This window comes from Rhodococcus oxybenzonivorans (genome assembly GCF_003130705.1).
Classification (GTDB): Bacteria; Actinomycetota; Actinomycetes; order Mycobacteriales; family Mycobacteriaceae; genus Rhodococcus_F; species Rhodococcus_F oxybenzonivorans.
Genome location: NZ_CP021354.1, coordinates 4,072,098 through 4,092,414 on the forward strand (window position 1 = coordinate 4,072,098; position 20,317 = coordinate 4,092,414).

20 protein-coding genes are annotated in these 20,317 nt (G+C 65.6%); 3 read left to right on the forward strand and 17 right to left on the reverse strand.

Going from position 1 to position 20,317, the window contains the following annotated elements:
- Nucleotides 1-7 precede the first annotated feature (7 nt).
- From hpf to CBI38_RS19290, 16 genes are all read right to left on the reverse strand, one after another.
- A complete protein-coding gene (gene hpf / locus CBI38_RS19215) occupies nucleotides 8-691 on the reverse strand; it encodes a ribosome hibernation-promoting factor, HPF/YfiA family (protein ID WP_109331261.1) in 684 nt (227 codons plus the stop codon).
- Between the two features lie 212 nt (nucleotides 692-903).
- Nucleotides 904-1,602 (reverse strand): ComF family protein, encoded by a 699-nt coding sequence (locus tag CBI38_RS19220; RefSeq protein WP_109331262.1) that lies wholly within the window; start codon nucleotides 1,600-1,602, stop codon nucleotides 904-906.
- A 44-nt stretch (nucleotides 1,603-1,646) separates the two neighbouring features.
- Entirely contained in the window at nucleotides 1,647-3,431 is a 1,785-nt protein-coding gene (gene lpqB / locus CBI38_RS19225; RefSeq protein WP_109335202.1) for an MtrAB system accessory lipoprotein LpqB, read from the reverse strand.
- Nucleotides 3,431-5,245, reverse strand: coding sequence for an MtrAB system histidine kinase MtrB (mtrB, locus tag CBI38_RS19230; protein WP_109331263.1), 1,815 nt, complete (start codon nucleotides 5,243-5,245; stop codon nucleotides 3,431-3,433). The genes lpqB and mtrB overlap by 1 nt, the downstream gene beginning before the upstream one ends.
- Nucleotides 5,242-5,919: an MtrAB system response regulator MtrA gene (gene mtrA, locus CBI38_RS19235; RefSeq protein ID WP_005240059.1), complete on the reverse strand. Its 678-nt coding sequence runs from the start codon at nucleotides 5,917-5,919 to the stop codon at nucleotides 5,242-5,244. Before mtrA ends, mtrB begins: the two co-directional genes overlap by 4 nt.
- A 45-nt stretch (nucleotides 5,920-5,964) precedes the next feature.
- Nucleotides 5,965-6,663 (reverse strand): dTMP kinase, encoded by a 699-nt coding sequence (locus tag CBI38_RS19240; RefSeq protein ID WP_230989885.1) that lies wholly within the window; start codon nucleotides 6,661-6,663, stop codon nucleotides 5,965-5,967.
- 56 nt (nucleotides 6,664-6,719) lie between these two features.
- The gene (ahcY, locus tag CBI38_RS19245) at nucleotides 6,720-8,204 is read right to left on the reverse strand and encodes an adenosylhomocysteinase (RefSeq protein WP_109331264.1); all 1,485 of its coding nucleotides are present in this window, start codon (nucleotides 8,202-8,204) and stop codon (nucleotides 6,720-6,722) included.
- A gap of 84 nt (nucleotides 8,205-8,288) precedes the next feature.
- On the reverse strand, nucleotides 8,289-8,915 hold the full coding sequence (locus tag CBI38_RS19250) for a TetR/AcrR family transcriptional regulator (RefSeq protein ID WP_109335204.1): 627 nt from the start codon (nucleotides 8,913-8,915) through the stop codon (nucleotides 8,289-8,291).
- Between the two features lie 76 nt (nucleotides 8,916-8,991).
- The gene (locus tag CBI38_RS19255; protein WP_109331265.1) at nucleotides 8,992-9,174 is read right to left on the reverse strand and encodes a rubredoxin; all 183 of its coding nucleotides are present in this window, start codon (nucleotides 9,172-9,174) and stop codon (nucleotides 8,992-8,994) included.
- Nucleotides 9,171-9,356, reverse strand: coding sequence for a rubredoxin (locus CBI38_RS19260; RefSeq protein WP_109331266.1), 186 nt, complete (start codon nucleotides 9,354-9,356; stop codon nucleotides 9,171-9,173). The genes CBI38_RS19255 and CBI38_RS19260 overlap by 4 nt, the downstream gene beginning before the upstream one ends.
- Nucleotides 9,353-10,576, reverse strand: coding sequence for an alkane 1-monooxygenase (locus tag CBI38_RS19265; protein ID WP_109331267.1), 1,224 nt, complete (start codon nucleotides 10,574-10,576; stop codon nucleotides 9,353-9,355). Before CBI38_RS19265 ends, CBI38_RS19260 begins: the two co-directional genes overlap by 4 nt.
- Nucleotides 10,577-10,772: 196 nt before the next feature.
- The gene (locus CBI38_RS19270; protein ID WP_109331269.1) at nucleotides 10,773-12,281 is read right to left on the reverse strand and encodes an amino acid permease; all 1,509 of its coding nucleotides are present in this window, start codon (nucleotides 12,279-12,281) and stop codon (nucleotides 10,773-10,775) included.
- 136 nt (nucleotides 12,282-12,417) lie between these two features.
- Nucleotides 12,418-13,650, reverse strand: coding sequence for a mannose-6-phosphate isomerase, class I (manA, locus tag CBI38_RS19275; RefSeq protein ID WP_109331270.1), 1,233 nt, complete (start codon nucleotides 13,648-13,650; stop codon nucleotides 12,418-12,420).
- Nucleotides 13,650-14,723 (reverse strand): tobH protein, encoded by a 1,074-nt coding sequence (locus CBI38_RS19280; RefSeq protein WP_109331271.1) that lies wholly within the window; start codon nucleotides 14,721-14,723, stop codon nucleotides 13,650-13,652. Before CBI38_RS19280 ends, manA begins: the two co-directional genes overlap by 1 nt.
- Before the next feature lie 85 nt (nucleotides 14,724-14,808).
- Nucleotides 14,809-16,176 (reverse strand): phosphomannomutase/phosphoglucomutase, encoded by a 1,368-nt coding sequence (locus CBI38_RS19285; RefSeq protein ID WP_109331272.1) that lies wholly within the window; start codon nucleotides 16,174-16,176, stop codon nucleotides 14,809-14,811.
- 115 nt (nucleotides 16,177-16,291) lie between these two features.
- On the reverse strand, nucleotides 16,292-16,687 hold the full coding sequence (locus CBI38_RS19290; RefSeq protein WP_109331273.1) for a DUF3499 domain-containing protein: 396 nt from the start codon (nucleotides 16,685-16,687) through the stop codon (nucleotides 16,292-16,294).
- Between the two features lie 79 nt (nucleotides 16,688-16,766).
- Here CBI38_RS19290 and CBI38_RS19295 point away from each other — a divergent pair, with 79 nt between their 5' ends.
- A complete protein-coding gene (locus tag CBI38_RS19295) occupies nucleotides 16,767-17,258 on the forward strand; it encodes a metallopeptidase family protein (RefSeq protein WP_201453459.1) in 492 nt (163 codons plus the stop codon).
- Here the strand turns inward: CBI38_RS19295 and CBI38_RS19300 are convergent, their stop codons facing one another.
- Complete coding sequence (locus CBI38_RS19300) at nucleotides 17,259-17,519, reverse strand: WhiB family transcriptional regulator (protein ID WP_201453656.1); 261 nt, start codon at nucleotides 17,517-17,519, stop codon at nucleotides 17,259-17,261. It lies immediately after the preceding gene.
- Between the two features lie 466 nt (nucleotides 17,520-17,985).
- On the opposite strand from CBI38_RS19300, the gene cofD reads away from it, so the two are divergent.
- Together cofD and CBI38_RS19310 are read left to right on the forward strand one after the other, a co-directional pair.
- Nucleotides 17,986-18,972 carry a 2-phospho-L-lactate transferase gene (cofD, locus tag CBI38_RS19305; RefSeq protein ID WP_109331283.1) on the forward strand — a complete coding sequence of 329 codons (987 nt, stop codon included), beginning with the start codon at nucleotides 17,986-17,988 and terminating at the stop codon, nucleotides 18,970-18,972.
- The gene (locus CBI38_RS19310; RefSeq protein WP_109331285.1) at nucleotides 18,969-20,309 is read left to right on the forward strand and encodes a coenzyme F420-0:L-glutamate ligase; all 1,341 of its coding nucleotides are present in this window, start codon (nucleotides 18,969-18,971) and stop codon (nucleotides 20,307-20,309) included. Before cofD ends, CBI38_RS19310 begins: the two co-directional genes overlap by 4 nt.
- Nucleotides 20,310-20,317 lie beyond the last annotated feature (8 nt).

Genomic DNA, 20,317 nt, shown 5'->3' on the forward strand with positions numbered 1-20,317 from the left:
GTGCAGATCACGCCAGGCGGATGAGTCCGTAGTCGAACGCGTGCCGCCGGTAGACGACGGAAGGCTTGTCCGACTCCTTGTCGTGGAACAGGAAAAAATCGTGTCCTACCAGCTCCATCTCGTACAGAGCATCGTCGATGGTCATCGGTGTGGCCTTGTGTTCCTTGGTCCGCACCACCTGGCCCGGCCTGTGCTCGTGCGACTGCGATTCCTGGCCGTCGAGGGAGATGTCTGGGTTGATACCGAGACTCTCGTCTTCGGCGAGTGCAGCAGTGGCCTCTGCCACCGATACCGGGGTCTTCTCCCCGTAATGGACCTTCTTTCGGTCCTTGGTGCGGCGGAGCCTGCTCTCGAGCTTCGCGGTGACCGACTCGAATGCTGCATAGAAACTGTCGGCCGACGCTTCGGCTCGGGCTACCGGCCCTTTGCCTCGGGCAGTGATCTCGACGCGCTGGGCGCTCTTCCTCTGGCGTCGATTGCGTTCGTGTTGAAGTTCGACATCGAACAGGAAAATGGAGGGGTCGAAGCGCTCGAGGCGCGATAGCTTCTCGGAGACGTACACACGAAAGTGGTCGGGAACCTCGACGTTGCGTCCCTTGACGACAATTTCGGCGCTAGGGGCATCGGTCTTCTCTTGTGCATCCGTGGTGCGTTCGTCGATGAAAACCGAAGCTTGCGAAGGGGTCGTCACTCGTACCTCCCGATTACGGCCCCGCCCCGAAATGGGCGGCGGCGGATTTGAGCAATGCCGGGAAGGGGTCCGCCCGGCACCAGGTTCGAAGTACCACCTCCTACCTGTGTTTCGGGTGTGTCCGCGACGCTAGTACGTAACTCGCGCGAGTGCCACTGTTCGGCGCAATTTCATCCGGCCGACACCGAGATTGTCGCGGCCTCGCCGCGACTTCAGCCGACACCGGCCAGGACGACCACCGAGGCAACCTGAATGCCGGCGCCGGACAGCACCCGGATCGACTCGGCCGCGGTCACCCCCGTGGTCGAGACGTCATCGATCAGGACTACCGTCTTACGTTGCGCCGCAGACCTTTCCGAACACACGTGCTGCGCGAATCGGTGGCCGCGCGGGGTGAGGAGAACACCACCCTCGAGGTTTACTCTACGTTGATCCGCGGACAGTCCGACGGAATCACGCACCCCTCTGCGCATGGCCAGCGCCGGACACACCCGGGACGCTCCCACCGCGGCAACAGCGATCCGGGTTACGGGATCGCCACCCCGCATCCTGGCCGCCCGCGAACGCGTGGGAGCGGGCACGAGGACCACCGGCGCGACCTCGGGCGGCGCCAGTTCACCCCACTGGTGCAGCCGCGCGAGGGCCCCCGCGACAGCGGAACCGAGCGGCACCGCGAGGTCGCGCCTGCCCCGTTCCTTCGCAGCGATCACCACCCGGCGACGTGGACCCGAATACGGTCCCAGCGCCCACACCGCGACTCCCGGATCGACCCGCGGCTGCAGGAGAATCGGATCGTCCGCCAACTCGGCGGCACAGCCCTGGCACCACTGCGTGCCCGGCTCTGCGCACCCACCGCATTCTGCCGGCAGAATCAGATCGAGCAGCGTCCGTGAGCCGGGCAGTATGCGCATGCCGTCATCTTCCGCACCCCCACCGACAGACTCGCCCGCCGGAATCAGCCCGGCAGAATCGGTATCGCTTTCACGCCCGTCAGCCCGGGAACCTCGCGCCAGTACCGATCCCCCGCCGGATCGTTGTTGTTCAACTGGAAGACGGCTCGGGAATCGGCGACGAACTCCGTCGTCGTCGAGGCGTCCACAGCCACCACCGGGGCCGTGAGGTTACGGCTCGGCAGGGCGTCCATCCGTGAGCCGTCGACCGCGATCTGCACCACCGGAATATCCGAGGCCGCACGCGCGACGACGATCGTGTCACTCGTGCTCCAGTCGAGCGACAGAGCCGGACTTCCGAGGCCGATCGCCACGGCGCGGGGGTTGGTGAGGGCGTACCCGCCACCGGGCTTCTGCGCCACGATGGCCAAATACACCTTGCCGTCCACGATGAGCGCCGCACGCACACCGTCGCGAGAGAGCCGAAGCTCGGTGATGGTAGCCCCCAGCGCCGTGACGGCACCCACATCTACGTTCTCGACCGAGGTCCGCCCTGTTCCGGGCTCGCGCAGCACCCGAATCACGGCATTGCCGTTGACCGCCGCCCAGATCGCCGAGTTGTCGGGCGCCCACGTCGGACGGGTTATCGCGCCGCCCTCGAGCACGGACGCCGCCCCGTCCTCATAGGCACCGACCATCAGGGCGCTCGCCGGCTCGGGCGGTGGACGTCCGGTGTCCGCGACGGCGGCCACGAGTTTGCCGTCCTGCGACAGCGCGAGGGAACGCATATTCCGCGCCGAACCGAAGTATCCCGGCACCGGGGTCACCCCGGTCTCGGTGACACTCACCATCGACCCGTCTCGGAGGGCATGCAGTCCCACTGTGGCACTCGAGGTCGCGAACGGATTCATCGACGCGACGTCGGCGGTGGTCCAGCCGTTGGGGAATCGATCGTCGAAGGGCTCACCGTCGGCGAGCAGCACGTAGGGACCGGAGATTTCCGCGTTCGCGAGGGTCCAGATCACCTGCGCCGCAAACAAATCCTTCGCTTGCTGATCCATCGGCCGTACACCGGAGAAATCGATCCGGATGCCCCCGAGCCCCACACCCACCTGCGCGGTGCGCCCGTCCGCCTTCGTGATCGGTCCCCGGACCGACACACCCTCGCCGAGCTCGTTACGCACGGCCGGGGCGAGTGCCGACTTCGGCCCGTCGATCAGCAGACCCATCAATTGGGCCGCCATCTGATCCTGCGCGCCCGACACCCAGCGTGGATCCGGCACGACTGTCGTCCCGGCAGGGTCGAGGAAGTACAGCGATTTCCGTTGATAGGTGTTGAGGAACTGGGCCCGGTCGAGAATCACTCCGGACGGCAGCTCCGAGATCCGCCACTCACCGCCCTGCATCTCCAGACTGATCTTCGTCTCGAAACTTCCCTCTTCTGCGACGTACAGTCCGCCCGGTTCCAGTTGCCCCACCTTGTTGGCACGGATGGTGTAGGTCGCGCGATCGGTAGACCGGGCCTCGGGCAGAACGTCGACCTTGTCGACAATGGTGGCGCTCGCCGCATCGTCCCACCTGCCGGACACCCCGGGGGTGAGGAACTGCCGTGCAGCAAGGTGGCGGCTCGACGGATCTGTGCTGGCCTTGAAGAAGTCGCGCAGGAGCAGGTCCGGTTCCCGGCCCGGTGCGGGCGCGGCCACACTCGATCCCGGCGAATCGCGGTTGATCGTGCCGATCGCCTGGGGTGTCGACGAATCCGGCAGGCTGGCGCATCCACCGACCGTGACGAGTACGGCTCCGACCACAGCAGCCCAGATCGATCGGATCACGGGCGACGACGAGCGCATCATCCGTCCCGCTCCGTTGTATGCGACCCTTCCCGGTCGCCGACGTGGGCGCTCTCGCGCTCGCGTAGCTCGGGGGGCCCGGAGTGTTCAGGCAACTCGCGTTTCTGCGGCACGGTCCGGGATTCGTCGACGGCGGTTTCGGGGCTGTCGTTACGCAGGGGCATCGACGTGTCCCCCGGGAAAGGCTGTCCCTGAACGTATTTGCCGGTGCCGGGTTTGAGCGGCAGCGGACTCGAGACCACCTTCAAGCCCCGCACCCTCGGCAACGTCAACCGGAAGCAAGCACCCTGACCGGGCTCACCCCACGCCTCGAGCCGGCCGTCGTGCAGGTTCGCGTCCTCGACGCTGATGGCCAGTCCGAGTCCGGTGCCGCCCGAGCGGCGCACTCGCGAGGGGTCCGACCGCCAGAACCGATTGAACACAAGTTTCTCCTCGCCCGGCCGCAACCCGACACCTTGGTCACGCACGATGAACGCTGCGGCACTGTCGTCGGCACGCAGACGCAGGAGCACCGGTTTGCCCTCCCCGTGGTCGATGGCATTGGCGAGGAGGTTGCGCAGTATCCGTTCGACGCGGCGCGGATCCACCTCCGCCATGACAGCCTGGTCCGGCAGGTCGACGATCAGTTCCGTCCCGCTCTCGCGCGCAAGGTGCCGCACGGTGGACACGGCGGCTCGCGCGCACATCCGCAGGTCTAGTTGTTCGGCCGCCAGCTCGGCGACACCGGCGTCGTGGCGGCTGATCTCGAGCAGATCGACCAACAGACCCTCGAACCGGTCCAGTTCGGCGACAAGTAGCTCGGAGGAGCGCCGGAGCACGGGGTCGAGGTCGTCGCTGCCGTCGTGGATGAGATCGGCCGCCATCCGCACTGTGGTGAGCGGCGTACGCAGCTCGTGGCTGATGTCCGAGGTGAAACGCTTCTGCAGGTTGCCGAACTCCTCCAGCTGGGTGATCTGCTTGGACAGACTTTCTGCCATCTCGTTGAACGACATCGCCAGCCGGGCCATGTCGTCCTCACCGCGCACGGGCATGCGCTCCTTCAGACGGCCGTCTGCGAACCGCACCGCGATCCGGGAGGCGGACCGAATCGGGAGGACCACCTGCCGGGCCACGAGGAGCGCGATGGCAGCCAGGAGCACGGCAAGCACCGCGCCACCGACGAGCAGAGTCCCGCGTACCAGCGACAGGCTGCGGTCCTCGCTCGCCAACGGGAAGATGAGATACAGCTCGAGTGTCGAGATGGCCGAGGCCGTCGGGCTTCCGACGATCAGCGCGGGGCCGGAGTATCCCTCGGGGTCGTTCACGGTGGCGAACTGGTAGCTCACCTGACCGGCCTGCACGAACGCCCGCAGCGACTCCGGTATCTGATCCGCAGGACCACTCGAAGTCGGCGCGCGCGACCCGTCACCGGGCACGATCAGCACCGGGTCGAAGGTGCCTGCCGATCCGGAATCCTGACCGGCGTCCGGCTCCCTGTTGGTGAGTGCAGCGCGGGCACCGTCGAGCTGTGTGGTGGGCGAACTGGTGTCTTCCGCCCCGGCCAGCTGTCCTTCCACCGTGCTCCGAGCGCGGTCCATCTCCTCGGTCGCGGCGTTGATCTTCGTCTCGAGCAGCCGATCGGTGATCTGGCTGGTGAGCACGACTCCGAGGACGACGATGACGATGAGCGACAACGTCAGCGTCGACACGACCACCCTCAACTGCAGCGAGCGACGCCACGTGTGCGCGAGGGTATTACTCAGTGAGTGACCCCACCGAAGGATCGGCGATACGCGTCGGTTGACACGACGCCGCCATCGGGAAACACCTGTCACGGCGGTCCGGCCTTGTAGCCGACCCCCCTGACCGTCAAAACCACTTCGGGATTCTCGGGATCAGTCTCGACTTTCGCGCGCAGACGCTGAACGTGCACGTTGACCAGTCGGGTATCGGCTGCATGACGGTAACCCCACACCTGCTCGAGCAGAACCTCACGGGTGAACACTTGCCGCGGCTTGCGGGCCAGCGCAACCAGGAGGTCGAATTCGAGGGGTGTGAGGGAGATCAGTTCTTCGCCCCGGCTCACCTTGTGAGCGGGAACATCGATGACGATGTCGGCGATGCTGAGCAGTTCGGCGGGTTCGTCCTCGGTCCGGCGAAGCCGCGCGCGAACTCTCGCCACCAGCTCCTTCGGCTTGAACGGTTTCATGATGTAGTCGTCCGCGCCGGATTCCAATCCCAGAACCACGTCGACGGTGTCCGTCTTCGCCGTCAGCATCACGATCGGCACACCGGAGTCGGCGCGGAGCACCCGGCACACGTCGATCCCGTTCATCCCGGGCAGCATCAGGTCGAGTAACACCAGGTCCGGGCGAGTCTCCCGGACTGCGGTGAGCGCCTGGGTCCCGTCCCCCACCACGTACGGGTCGAAACCTTCGCCGCGGAGAACGATCGTGAGCATCTCCGCGAGCGCAGTGTCGTCGTCGACAACCAGAATCCTTGGCTTCATGTCCCTATCGTTGCATCTTCGGAGCCCGTAACAGCCCGTTCGCCGTTACGGCGTGCCGTGTTCTTTCTCGCCACGGCGTCCCGTGCCGTCATTCAAGAGTGCCAGGTTTTCGGCGAGCGTGAGCGGATCGATGTCCGGGGACAGCACCCACCACGGCGACATCCAGTCGGCCGCGGCCAGTTGTCGGTACACCTCACCGGTGCGTTCCTGCAGCCCGCGGTCGCGCTCGTAGGCGTCGAGCGCCCGGCTCGCGTCTTCCGACTCACGTCCGCGCGCACGTTGTTCGGCCAAAGCGACGGGCACATCGAGGTACAGCTGGAGGTCGGGCCGGGGCAGCCCCAGGCGACCGTATTCGAGCTCCCGTACCCAGTCTACGAATTCGCCGTCGGCGCCCTGATGCAACCGAGCGGCCCCGTAGGCGGCGTTGGACGCCACGTAGCGATCGAGGAGGACGATGTCGCAGCCGGCGAGCAGTTCGGACATCTCCGCGATCGCGCCGGACCGGTCGAGGGCGAACATCACCGCCATCGCGTGCACCGATCCGCTGAGATCACCGTGTGCCCCCTTCAGCGCCTCCGATGCCAGATCGGCATGGACGGAGCGACCGTATCGAGGGAAGTCGAGGGTGCCGACCCGGAGCCCCGCCTCGTCAAGTCGCTTCCGGACGGCCGTGACCAGTGTCCGCTTGCCTGCGCCGTCGAGGCCTTCGAGCGCTACGAGCGTTCCGACAGAAGTGGTTCCCACGGGGAAGAAGGCTATCCCCCGGCCCGCACGCAGCGGACCGGGGGACGCCATCATCTCTAGTAGCGGTAGTGCTCGGGCTTGTACGGTCCCTCGACATCGACGCCGATGTACTCCGCCTGCTCCTTGGTGAGCTTGGTGAGCGTGCCGCCGAGTGCCTCGACGTGGATCTTTGCGACCTTCTCGTCGAGGTGCTTGGGCAGCCGGTACACCTCGTTGTCGTACTCGTCCGGCTTGGTCCACAGCTCGATCTGAGCGATGACCTGGTTGGAGAAGCTGTTGCTCATCACGAACGACGGGTGGCCGGTGGCGTTGCCGAGGTTCAGGAGTCGTCCCTCGGACAGCACGATGATGGAGTGACCGTCCCCGAAGCGGAACTCGTCCACCTGGGGCTTGATGTTGATACGGGTCACCTCGCCGGACCGCTCGAGACCGGCCATGTCGATCTCGTTGTCGAAGTGACCGATGTTGCCCAGGATGGCCTGGTGCTTCATCTGCTTCATGTGCTCGAAGGTGATGATGTCCTTGTTGCCGGTGGACGTGATCACGATGTCCGCCCAGCCGATGGCCTGCTCGACCGTCTTCACCTCGAAGCCGTCCATGAGCGCCTGGAGCGCGTTGATCGGGTCGACCTCGGTCACTGCGACGCGCGCACCCTGTCCGCGGAGCGCCTCGGCGCAGCCCTTGCCGACATCGCCGTAGCCACAGACCAGCGCGGCCTTGCCACCGATCAGGACGTCGGTACCGCGGTTGATGCCGTCGAGCAGCGAGTGGCGGGTGCCGTACTTGTTGTCGAACTTGCTCTTGGTGACCGAGTCGTTGACGTTGATCGCCGGGAAGGTGAGCTCACCGGCAGCCGCGACCTGGTACAGGCGCAGAACTCCGGTAGTGGTCTCCTCGGTGACACCCTGCACGGATTCAGCGATCTTCGACCACTTGCCCTTGTCGGCCTCGAGGGAGCGGCGCAGCAGGTTGAGGAAGACTTTGTACTCGTCGGAATCCTGGTCGTCGTCGGTGGGGGGTACGACGCCGGCCTTCTCGAACTGCGCACCCTTGAGGACGAGCATCGTGGCGTCGCCGCCGTCGTCGAGGATCATGTTCGCCGGCTTGTCGGTGTCCGGCCAGGTGAGCATCTGCTCGGCGGCCCACCAGTACTCCTCGAGTGTTTCGCCCTTCCACGCGAAGACCGGGGTTCCCTTCGGCTCCTCCGGCGTCCCGTGTGGACCGACCACGATGGCGGCAGCGGCGTGATCCTGGGTGGAGAAGATGTTGCACGATGCCCAGCGGACCTCGGCGCCCAGCGCGGTGAGCGTCTCGATGAGTACTGCGGTCTGAATCGTCATGTGCAGCGATCCGGAGATCCGTGCGCCCTTCAGTGGGAGCACCTCCGCGTACTCGCGGCGAAGCGCCATCAGTCCCGGCATCTCGTGCTCGGCGAGCCGGATCTCCTTGCGGCCGAACTCCGCGAGCGAAAGGTCCGCCACCTTGAAATCGATCCCGTTACGGCTCTCGGCCACGGGCGTGGTTGAAACTGAGGTCGTCATCTGCCTCTCCTGGTTGGCTGCTGTTTCGATCAAGGCTATCGGTACGGCCGCCGAAGGGTGACACTCAGACGACCGTCCGCGCACTCAGCCTTCCAACCGATCGGCCCCGTCGACTGCCCTGTCCACGAAAGGTCCGAGAAGAGCACCGAGATCCTCGGCAACGTTGGCCTCCGACTCGGGGGGCATCGAGATGTAACTCATAGCCAGCCGCACGATGGCGCGACTCAGAATTCCCGCGTCCACCACACTCGCTCGTACCCAGCTACGGTGAAAAACTTCTGCCAATCGCGTCGATGCACGCTCGATGATGGGTGCACTCTCGGTCGTGATCAACCGCAGGAGGTCCGGTTTGGTCTCACCGCGTAGCAGCGACTGCACCAGCGGATCGGAGAGACTCGCGGCGAAGAACGCGGTGAAGCCCGACAGCAGTGCGGCTCGCCCCTGTCCGACGTGGGCGACCAGCGCCTCGTCGACCGCATCGACCAATTCGTCCGCCAACCGAAGGGCGTATGCCTCCGCAAGCCCCTGACGGGACTTGAACTCGTTGTACAGGGTCTGCCTGCTTACCCCGGCACCGGCCGCGACGTCCGACATCGTGATGTCGGACCAGTCCTTCTCGAACAACAGATCGCGCATGGCGTCGAGCACCGACTGACGCAGCAGCAGCCGCGTGGCCTCCTGGTAGGTCACTCTGACACGCGACGAAGTCATGTTCACGACATTAGTGCCCGGCACCGCACGCCGGTGCGTCCGGTACGTGGCCACGCCGGGCACTGTCATCCGGAAGTCAGCTCCGCTCGATCTCGACCATGAAGAAGTCCGCTTTCGCGGCGCCGCAATCCGGGCAACTCCAGTCTTCCGGTATGTCGTCCCAACGAGTTCCGGGTTCGATGCCGTCTTCCGGCCAACCCAGCGCCTCGTCGTATTCGAACCCGCACTGCACACACTGGTAGAGCTTGTACTCGGTCATGTCGTGCCTCCTGCTGTGGTCGCCGTCTTCTCGAAGTCGAGCTTCTCCCGCACCCCGCAGTCGGGGCAGCACCAGTCCTCGGGAATCGAATCCCACTGCGTGCCAGCGGGGAATCCTTCCCGGGGTGCGCCGGTCGCCTCGTCGTAGACGTACTCACAGACCGGGCACCGGTACGCGCTCATGCCCGGGCTCCGTACTTCGCGAGAACCTCGGCGCGCTTCGCGGGGTGGATGTTGACGCGGGTGACATCCCCGTCGTAGTGAGCGAGGACCCGGGGATCCATCACCTTGCGCCACAGCGGCGGGAAGTAGGCGAGCGTAATCATGCTCGCGTAACCGCTGGGCAGATTGGGGGCGCCGTCCATGCTCCGCAGCGTCTGGTATCGCCGGGTCGGGTTGGCGTGGTGATCGCTGTGTCGCTGCAGGTGGTACAGGAAGATGTTGGTGCAGATGTGGTCGCTGTTCCAACTGTGCTCGGGAGTGCAACGTTCGTAGCGACCACTAGCTGTCTTCTGCCTGCGCAGCCCATAGTGCTCGAGATAGTTGACCGTCTCGAGCAGGCAGAAGCCGAAGACGGCCTGGATCACCAGATACGGTGCGATGCCGAGGCCGAACGTTGCCAGCAGAGCACCGAACAGCACCACCGACATCGCCCAGGCGTTGAGGACGTCGTTGTGAATCGTCCACGGTCCCTTGCCCAGGCGATCCAGCCGGGCCTTCTCGAGTCGCCAGGACGACGTCAGGCTCCCCCACACGCTGCGCGGCAGGAATGCCCACAACGTCTCGCCCATGCGGGAACTCGCGGGATCCTCGGGCGTGGCTACCCGGACGTGGTGACCGCGGTTGTGCTCGATGTAGAAATGGCCGTAGAACGATTGCGCCAAGGTCACCTTCGACAGCCACCGTTCGAGCTCGTCCTTCTTGTGGCCCAGCTCGTGTGCGGTATTGATCCCGATTCCTGCCACACAGCCGATGCTGATCGCGAGGCCGATCTTCGAGAGCACCCCGAGGCCACCCTCGATACCCAGCCACCCGAGATCGGATGCGGACCATAGGTAGCAGGCTGTCACGAGACTGAGAATCTGGAAGGGAATGTAGGCGTAGGTGCAGTACCGGTAGTACTTGTCGTTCTCGAGCCGGTCCATCACCTCGTCGGGCGGGTTCTCGCCGTCCGGGCCGAAGAACACGTCCAGAATCGGCAGCAGGACGTAGACGAGCAGTGGGCCGATCCACCACCACACGGGCGCCACCGCGTCGAGACCGATTCGTCCCGAGGCCCACACGAGGCCGATCGCGAGAAACACCGCAGTGGGCGGTATCAGCCCCAGTAGCCATAAATAGCGCTTTTTGTCCCGCCACTGTTCGGTCGGTATCGCCGGTTCCGCCTGTGGACGTGTTGCCATGTCCGCTCCTTCGCTTTCACCCCTACGTGAGGCAGGTCACCAATGAGATAGACAATATCCGGCTTTTCGTTCTTGATCTATACAAATTGGAAATTTTGTAAACTTGATCGATCAAGAAGGTCGCGGCAAGAGAAATCCGCCGGGAAAGCACCGTGGTGCTTTCCCGGCGGACCGGATACCCGAGGCGGGTTGCGGGTCAGATCACCTCGCCGCGACTGCGCCTGCCCATCATGGAATGTCTGCGGCCGTACGCGAAGTAGATGATCACGCCGAGCAGCATCCACACGACGAACCGGATCCATGTTTCGACGGAGAGGTTGAACATCAACCACAGGCAGGCCAGTACCGCGAGAATCGGCACCAGCGGCACCAGCGGGACGCGGAACCCACGGGGTAGGTCGGGCCGGGTCCGGCGTAGCACGATGACGCCGACCGAGACCAGGACGAAAGCGAACAACGTTCCGATGTTCACCATCTCTTCGAGGGTGCCGATCGGGAAGAAGCCGGCGAGAACAGCTACCACGACACCGACGAGCACGGTAATGCGGACCGGCGTGCCGTGCTTGCCGGTGGGCGCGAGACGCCTCGGCATCAGGCCGTCACGCGACATGGCGAACAACACCCGGGTCTGGCCCAGCATAAGCACCATGACTACCGTCGTCAGACCGGCCAGTGCACCGAAGGAGATGAGATTCTTCGCCCACGTGATGCCGTGAATGTCGAAGGCTGTGGCTAGATTGGACGTGTCGCCGGCCAACTCCTTGTAGTCGACCATCCCGGTGAGAACCAGGGTGACCGCGACGTAGAGAACGGTGACGATCGCGAGTGAGCCCAGGATGCCGCGGGGCAGAGCCTTCTGCGGATCCTTGGTCTCCTCGGCGGTGGTGGCAACGATGTCGAAACCGATGAATGCGAAGAACACGAGACTGGCCGCGGCGAGGAGCCCGTACCAACCGAACGTGCTGCCACCGGCGCCCGTCACATAGGAGAACAGCGACTGGTGGATACCCTCACCGGTCTCGGCGGGCTCGGACGGCGGGATGTACGGCGAATAGTTGTCACTCTCGATATAGAACGCGCCCACGACTACCACCACGAGCACGACCGCCACCTTGATCGTCGTGATGACGAGCGACACGCGTGACGACAGCTTGGTACCGGTGACGAGCAGAACGGTGATGACCGCGACGATCAGCACCGCGCCCCAGTCGAATTTCCACGAGCCGAACTGGGCGATCGGCGTGTGATTGCCGATCACCTCGCCGAGATAGAGGGACCACCCCTTGGCGACGACCGAGGCGGCGAGGGCGAACTCCAGGATGAGGTCCCAGCCGATGATCCAGGCGACGAACTCACCGAACGTCGCGTACGAGAAGGTGTATGCACTTCCTGCCACCGGAACGGTCGACGCGAACTCGGCATAGCACAGTGCTGCGAGACCACACGCGATTGCGGCGATCACGAACGCCGCCGACACGGCAGGTCCCGCGACGTTCCCGGCGGTCCGGGCGGTGAGGGTGAAGATGCCGGCACCGATGACGACGGCGACACCGAACACCGTGAGGTCCCACGCCGTGAGATCTTTCCGAAGCTTGGTCTCGGGCTCGTCCGTGTCGCGGATCGACTGCTCGATCGACTTGGTCCGGAACAGTCCATTGGCGCGACCGCTCACCTCCGGTCCACTGCCTTTGTCCTGGATGGCCACATCAGCCTCCTCATTCGAAAGTTGCGGTTCAGCCTATGCTTCGGCGGCCCGGAAGAGGTCGGGTTCGAGGTAGATGCGACGGCCGCCGGAACCGCTCGTCGCACCCGGACCTCGGTCCGCAAAGGCGGCTCACAGGCTACGCGATGGGTGCGCCGACTCTCGCATTGAACAGCTGGACCCGGTCCGATGTCGCGGTCACCGACACGTCGGGGTCCTCCGCGGCGATCCAGACTGCACTGCCCTGTTCCACATCGAGGCGCTCGCTACCGCACGCCACCTGAACCGAACCCGCGGTGCAGAGCAGAATCTGCGGACCTTCCGTCCGGAAGCGATGTTCGACAGCACCGTTCGACGCCAGATCGATCCTCGTCAAACAGAATTCGGGAGCGGGCGAGACGTACATGCGCTCGGCGCTGCCGGGCAACTCCTCGGCCTCGAGGACAGGGATGTCGACGGAATCGAAGTCGAGCACGCGGAGGAGTTCGGGAACGTCGACGTGCTTGGGAGTGAGTCCACCGCGGAGAACGTTGTCGGAGTTCGCCATGATCTCCACAGCCATCCCGTGCAGGTACGCGTGGAGATTCCCCGCGTCGAGATAGAGCGCCTGCCCAGGCTCGAGGGTGACCCTGTTCAGCAGGAGAGCGGCGAGGACGCCCGCATCACCGGGATACACCTCACTCAACTCGAGTGCGGTTCGGACCTCGGCAACGAAGTCACCGTCCTTGGCTCCTGACAGATACTCGACGCACCCTTCGAGCACACGCGGCATCAGCGCACTGAGGACGGGCTGGGGCAGAGTGATCCAGGTGGTGAACAGGGCACGCAACCCGTCCGAGTCGGGTTGCCCCGCAATGAGCCCGGCGTAGGGCTGGAGTTCGGGCACCGCGATCGCGTCGAGCAGCTCCACCGTCCGCTTCGGATCCCGGAAACCGGCCAGAGCATCGAACCGGCTCAGCGCGACCACGAGCTCCGGTTTGTGGCTGTCGTCCTTGTAGTTGCGGATCGAGGATCCGAGCGGGATGCCCAGCTCGTTCTCGCGCGCGAAACCTTCGCGGGCCTGTTCCGCACTCGGGTGCGCCTGCAGCGACAGCGGTTCCTCGGCGGCAAGCAGTTTGAGGAGGAACGGAAGGCGTTCGCCGAAGGTGTCGACGCTGCGGCGACCGAGTTGGCGCTCCGGCTCGGTGCGCACCAGGTCCAGGAGCGACCGCTCCCCTTCGTCGGTGACGACGCGTGCGGGATCCGCCGGATGAGCACCGAGCCACAGTTCCGCCTCCGGATGTGCCGTCGGAACGGGCAGTCCGCGCAGCTCAGCGATAGCGGTGCGCGATCCCCATGCATAGGATCGGAGCGCACCTTCGAGTCGGTGCACTAGATACCGCCGATCAGCTGCAGGTATGCGGCAGTCATGTCGAGCCGCCCTACGAGGACCGCTGCCTGCTCGAGTTCCGACCGTTGCGACGGCGAGGGGCCCTCGTCGGAAGCTGCGACGACGATGTCGGCGTCCCCCAGCACCGCGGTCTTGCGTTCGGTCAGCATCAGCTCGGCCTCGGCCGAGAAGACAAAGGTGCGGACAGGACTGGCGGAGGGCGGGCCGTCGAGTTCCGGATCGTGGAAGATCGAATCGGGAACGGCCGCCGGCGCACGGAAGGTATTCGCCGCACTCAGGACGTCCGACAGTTCGGACGCGGTTGCCACCCGGCCCGCATGCAGTAGCGCCTCGGCGCCGTGACGCGCCAGTTCCATCGCGCTTTCCGTGTCGCCCGTGAGTACGACCCGTCGTCCCTGCATCCGCGAGGCGAGAGACTTCGCCGGATTGTGGAATACCTCGCTCGTCGGTCGATCGCGGAGGGCTTCGCTGTCGACGGCGTCGGCGAGCTGCGCGAGATCGGGCACCTCGTCGCCCCACCGCTCGGATCCCACCACGCGCAGGACCGCGAGGAGGACCGCGAAGTACCGCAGCAGACCATGACGGGTCAGAGCCCGAACCCTGGGCGCGAACATCAGCACGCGCCCCGCCGCGGCCGCCTGCAGAGGCCCCTCATCGGGTGCAGCCACCACCACCTCGGCGCCCCGGCGCACCGCCGCATCGATGGCCTGCACGAGTCGAGGATCACCGGCGTCGTCGCCGGCCACCACGACCACGTCGAGGGGTCCGACCCATACCGGCGTACTGGCGGCACGCACGAGGGGGAACCCGATCCGTTCGGCGAGGACCGCCGTGAGGATCGCCGCGCCACGGCTTGCCCGTCCCGAGCCGGTCACCACCACCACACTGCGCGGCCGAAGACCGTGCAGGCGTTCGAGAACCCCCTCCTCGACGGCGGCTCTGGTGGCCCGGATCTGGGCGCCGCCCATCGCCGCGGACCGAAGGACTCCCACGGTGTCCGCGGCAACCAGTGCGTCGCCGTCGTCGAGATCCAACAGGGGCGTCGGCGCTGTCATGACACCGCACCCCCTTTCTCTTTTCTCGGAACAAGCCTCATCGAAACTTGTGTGCGTGCAAAACCTGTTATTCCAACTATGGCAGTCAGGATCGGACGATGCCCAGTATCTCGGTAACGAGTGCGTCTACGTCTTCCGCCGTGGGCGCTTCCACGTTGAGCCGTAGCAGCGGTTCGGTATTGGACGCCCGCAAATTGAACCAGGCGCGGCCGGCCAGATCGACGGTCACGCCATCGAGCCGGTCGACACCCGTGGTGCGATCGGCGAACGCAGACACGACTGCAGCGGTGCGCTCCGCAGCGTCGGCGACGGTGGAGTTGATTTCCCCGGAGGCCGCGTACCGCTCGTACTTGGCCATCAGCTCGGACAACGGACGCTCCTGCTCCCCCAGCGCAGCGAGTACGTGCAGTCCCGCCAGCATCCCCGAGTCGGCGCCCCAGAACGAGCGGAAGTAATAGTGCGCGGAGTGCTCACCACCGAAGACCGCACCGGTTTCCGCCATCTGTTGCTTGATGAAGGAATGGCCGACCCTTGTGCGCACCGGCGACCCGCCCAGCTCGGTGACCAGTTCCGGGACCGCCCGCGACGTGATGAGGTTGTGGATGATGGTGGCGCCGGGCTCCTTTGCCAGCTCCCGCTCGGCGACGAGGGCCGTCACCGCCGACGGCGAAACGGGATTTCCCAGCTCGTCCACGACGAAGCAGCGGTCGGCGTCACCGTCGAATGCCAGACCGATGTCGGCACCCGTCTTCCGCACATGATCCTGCAGATCGACCAGATTGGCGGGGTCGAGCGGATTCGCCTCGTGGTTGGGGAACGTGCCGTCGAGTTCGAAGAACAGCGGTTCCAAGGTCACCGGCATGGGCTCGAGCACGGCAGGCACAGTGTGCCCGCCCATCCCGTTCCCCGCGTCGACCGCGACCTTCAAAGGTCGCATGTCGGCGAGATTGACGAGGCCGCGGACGAAGCTCGCGTACCGCTCGAGTACGTCCTCGTCCGTCACCGCGCCGGGCGCGCCGTCGAACTCGGGAACTCCCTCGATCACCTCCGCGGCGATCGTCGCCAGGCCGGTCTCCTGACCGACCGGCTTGGCTCCGGCACGGCAGAGTTTGATCCCGTTGTACTCGGCGGGATTGTGGCTCGCAGTGAACATCGCACCCGGGCAGTCGAACAACCCCGACGCGAAATACAACTGGTCGGTCGACGCCAGGCCGATGAGAACCACGTCGACACCCTGCGCGGTGACACCGTGGGCGAACGCCTTCACGAGGTCCGGGGAGGATGCCCGCATATCGTGGCCGACGACCACCTTTTTCGCCCCGTCGTCGCGCACGAGTCGCGCGAAGGCGCCGCCGACATCCTGAACGAACGCGGCATCGATGAGTTCACCGACCACACCACGCACGTCGTAAGCCTTGATCACGGCATGTACGGACTCGGCTGATCGCGCCACTTCTGTTTTCTCCTTTACGAGCACCAGTGCTGGCGCCAGCCTAATGCCTGCCCGGCGCGGACACGTCCCGGCAACCGCGAGACGGCGCTCACGCCAAGGACGGACGAGCGGGAAGTCAGTTGGCCGGGTCGGGAAGAACCCGCAGGTGACCACGGCGACCGGTTCGGACCGGTGGAGTGTGCATGCCGGTGTCGGCACGTTCCTCGGCGGAGGCGGCTCGTTCGGAACGCCCGCGCTCGCCCAACCCAGCCTCGCGCACGGCCTCCGCCAACGCGGTCAGATCATCCTCGTCCGGCGTGCTCGAGGAGAATCCGCCCTCGTACCGGACCAGTTCCCACCCCTTCGGTGCGGTGATCCGCGAAGCGTGGGTGTCGCACAGATCCCAGGAATGAGGCTCGTCGACGGTGGCCAGAGGACCCACGACAGCGGTGGAATCCGAATAGACGTACGTGAGCGTCGCGACAGCGGGGTTCTTGCACCCGGGGCGGCAGCATCGACGCAGAGATCTCACAGCTAGCGAGCCTAGCCCACGGAGGCCCGGCACCTACTCGGACACACCGAGAGTGTGCGGCTGTCGTAATGTCCAGTCCATGTCCAGAGCACGACGCAGGCGTCCGGTGACCACCCGATCAGTCGACCGTCGGGGACGCGGAATTCGCGGGTCGGTGTTCCCGCCCGACGCGCCCGCACGGCGCAGTCGGGCGGAGAAATTCGATCTCGTGGTGCTCGAAGCGTTTGCGCCGATCGACGCACAGTGGCGTGAGCGCCTCACAAAGCTGGACATCGCCGTAGACGAGGTCCCGAAAATTCATGCGCTCGATCCCGATTCGGTGAACTGGCCGCCGGAGGTCGTGGCGGACGGACCGGTGCCGCTGTCGCGGCTGATACCCGCAGGCATCGACCGGCACGGCACCGCTACCCGCGCGCGGGTCGTCCTGTTCCGCCGTCCGCTCGAACAGCGTGCTAAAGACCCGGACGATTTGACAGACCTGGTGCACGACGTGCTCGTACAGCAGGTGAGCACCTACCTCGGCGTCGAACCAGAGATCATCGACCCCGATTTGCCGGGCGAGGAGGACTGACTAGACGATCCCCCGCTTGAGCCGACGGCGCTCGCGCTCCGACAGGCCACCCCAGATGCCGAACCGCTCGTCGTTGGCCAACGCGTAGTCCAGGCACTCGTCCTTGACTTCACAGCCCAAGCAGATTCGCTTCGCTTCCCGCGTGGAGCCGCCCTTTTCCGGGAAGAAGGCCTCAGGATCGGTCTGCGCGCACAGCGCGCGTTCCTGCCACTGATCCTCGATGGTCTCGAAAAGATGGTCGAAACCCGTCACCACGCTCAACGCCGGGCGAGTGCCCGTCGTCTCGATCTCCTGCGCGACGAGTTGTCGCACCGGATCCTCACTTACTTTGTCTTCTTGCACACAGACTTCTTGAACACAGACGCCGTCTGCTGCGCCTGCTTCGGAATTGGTCTGCGGTTCGTCGCTTACTGTGCTCCAGCGAGTCTCCGACTCGACCTGCTCATTGGGCATCGCTCCGCCTCCTCACCTGTGATAGCGCAGAAAATTTCGATCGTTCACGTACCCCGAACCGAACACCCCTGCCATCCGTTCGAACAACTGTTCGAATTGATCCCCGCTGCAAGCGATTCCACGCCCACAACGTCGGAATGACATATTTGTGATTAGACACGCCCAGCGTGTCGCGGTCAAGCTAAGCCCAAAATGTCCATTACTATTTCGCGCTCGAAATCGCGGGGGGAAGCGGCCGATCGCCTCCCTCGGAGCACCGCCTAGGCTTTGCTTCGTGAACGTGACTGTATTGGTTGGCGGAGTCGGTGGGGCTCGATTCCTGCAAGGCGTACGCAGACTCCTCGGCACCGACGGGGCGCAGGAGGACGACTCTCCCACCCCTCGGATCACCGCTGTCGTCAATGTCGGTGACGACGTGTGGATGCACGGCCTGCGCATCTGCCCCGACCTGGACACCTGCATGTACACCCTCGGCGGCGGCATCGACACCGAGCGTGGATGGGGTCATGCGGGAGAGACCTGGAACGCCAAGGAGGAACTTGCGGCGTACGGTGCCAAACCCGATTGGTTCGGTCTGGGCGACCGCGACATCGCCACACACCTGATTCGCAGCCAGATGCTGCGCACGGGGTACCCGTTGTCGGCTGTGACCGAGGCCCTGTGCAATCGCTGGCAGCCGGGTGTCGCCCTGTTGCCGGTCACCGACGACCGCAGTGAGACGCATGTCGTCATCACGGATCCGGAAGACGGTGAGCAGCGCGCAATCCACTTCCAGGAATGGTGGGTCCGGCACCGCGCCCAGGTCCCGACACACAGTTTCGCGCACATCGGCGCCGAGCAGGCGAAGCCTGCCCCCGGAGTGGTGGAGGCGATCGAGTCCGCGGACATCGTCCTGCTCGCCCCGTCGAATCCGGTGGTCAGCATCGGGGCGATCCTCGCCGTCCCGGGTATTCGCGGGGCCTTGCGCACGACCGCCGCGAAGGTGGTCGGAGTCTCCCCGATCATCGGCGGAAAGCCGTTGCGCGGCATGGCGGACGAATGCCTGGACGTCCTCGGGGTCGAGACGTCGGCGGAGGCGATCGGACGCTTCTACGGGGCGCGCAGCGGGACAGGAATTCTTGACGGCTGGCTGGTCCACGACACCGACACCGCCGACGTACCTGGGGTCGAGGTCCGGAGTGTGCCGTTGATCATGACCGACCCCGACGCGACCGCGGCAATGGTCCGGGCCGCTCTGGACGTGGCAGGGGTGCCGCTGTGAACGATCACGCACCGGGCGGCCCGCTCGAAATCCTGCCGGTCCTCGGTCTGCCCGAGTTCCGCCCCGGCGACAATCTCGCCGCCGCCGTGGTTGCGGCGGCATCGTGGCTTCGCGACGGCGACGTGCTGGTGGTCACCAGCAAGGTGTTCTCCAAGGTGGAGGGCCGCATCGTCGCCTCCCCCACCGATCCCGACGAACGAGACGCAGCCCGGCGGCGCCTCGTCGAACAGGAAGCCGTCCGCATCGTCGCCCGGAAGGGACGCACACTGATCACCGAGAATCGCCTCGGGATCGTCCAAGCAGCCTCGGGGATCGACGGTTCGAACGTCGAGGGGTCCGAACTCGCTCTTCTGCCCGAGGATCCGGACCGCAGCGCTCGTGGTCTCCGGGACGCGATCAAGGCCGCCCTCGGTGTCACTGTCGCTGTCGTCGTCACCGACACGATGGGACGGGCGTGGCGTAATGGTCAGATCGATGCCGCGATCGGTGCGGCCGGTCTTCCCGTCCTGCACGCGTATGCCGGGGCCCGCGACGGCCAGGGCAACGAGCTGATCGTCACCGAAGTGGCGATCGCCGACGAGATCGCCGCAGCAGGCGATCTCGTGAAGGGAAAGCTCGGCGGCGTGCCCGTCGCTGTCGTGCGTGGCCTCGACGTCGGCGACGACGGATCCCGCGGGGCGGATCTGATCCGGCGCGGACCGGAAGACTTGTTCTGGCTCGGCACCGCCGAATCGCTGGCTCAGGGCCGATCCGAGGCCCTTCTGCTGCGGCGCTCGATCCGGCAGTTCTCCGACGAGCCTGTCGACGCCGACGCCGTTCGCGCATCGATCTCAGAAGCGCTCACCGCTCCTGCGCCGCACCACACTCGCCCGGTCAGGTTCGTCTGGATCCGGACCCGCGCGATCCGGGACGAACTGTTGTCCCGCATGCGGGATCAGTGGCGGGCCGACCTCACCTCCGACGGCATGGACGCGGCGACCGTCGAAGCCCGGGTGGCGCGGGGGAACATTCTGTTCGACGCCCCCGAGGTCGTCATCCCCTTCTGTGTTCCCGACGGCGCCCACAGCTATCCCGACGCGCGCAGGCAAACGGCCGAATCCACGATGTTCACCGTGGCCGTCGGCGCGGCTGTGCAGGGATTGCTCGTCTCCTTGGCCGTCAAGGGGATCGGCAGTTGCTGGATCGGCTCGACAATTTTCGCCGCCGACGTCGTGCGCAGCGTCCTGGAATTGCCCGCCGACTGGCAGCCTCTCGGTGCCGTCGCGATCGGCCATCCCCTGGAGCCGCTCGCGCCGCGAGATGTCCCCGACCCCGCCGACGCCCTTCTCGAACGGTGATCGCCGCG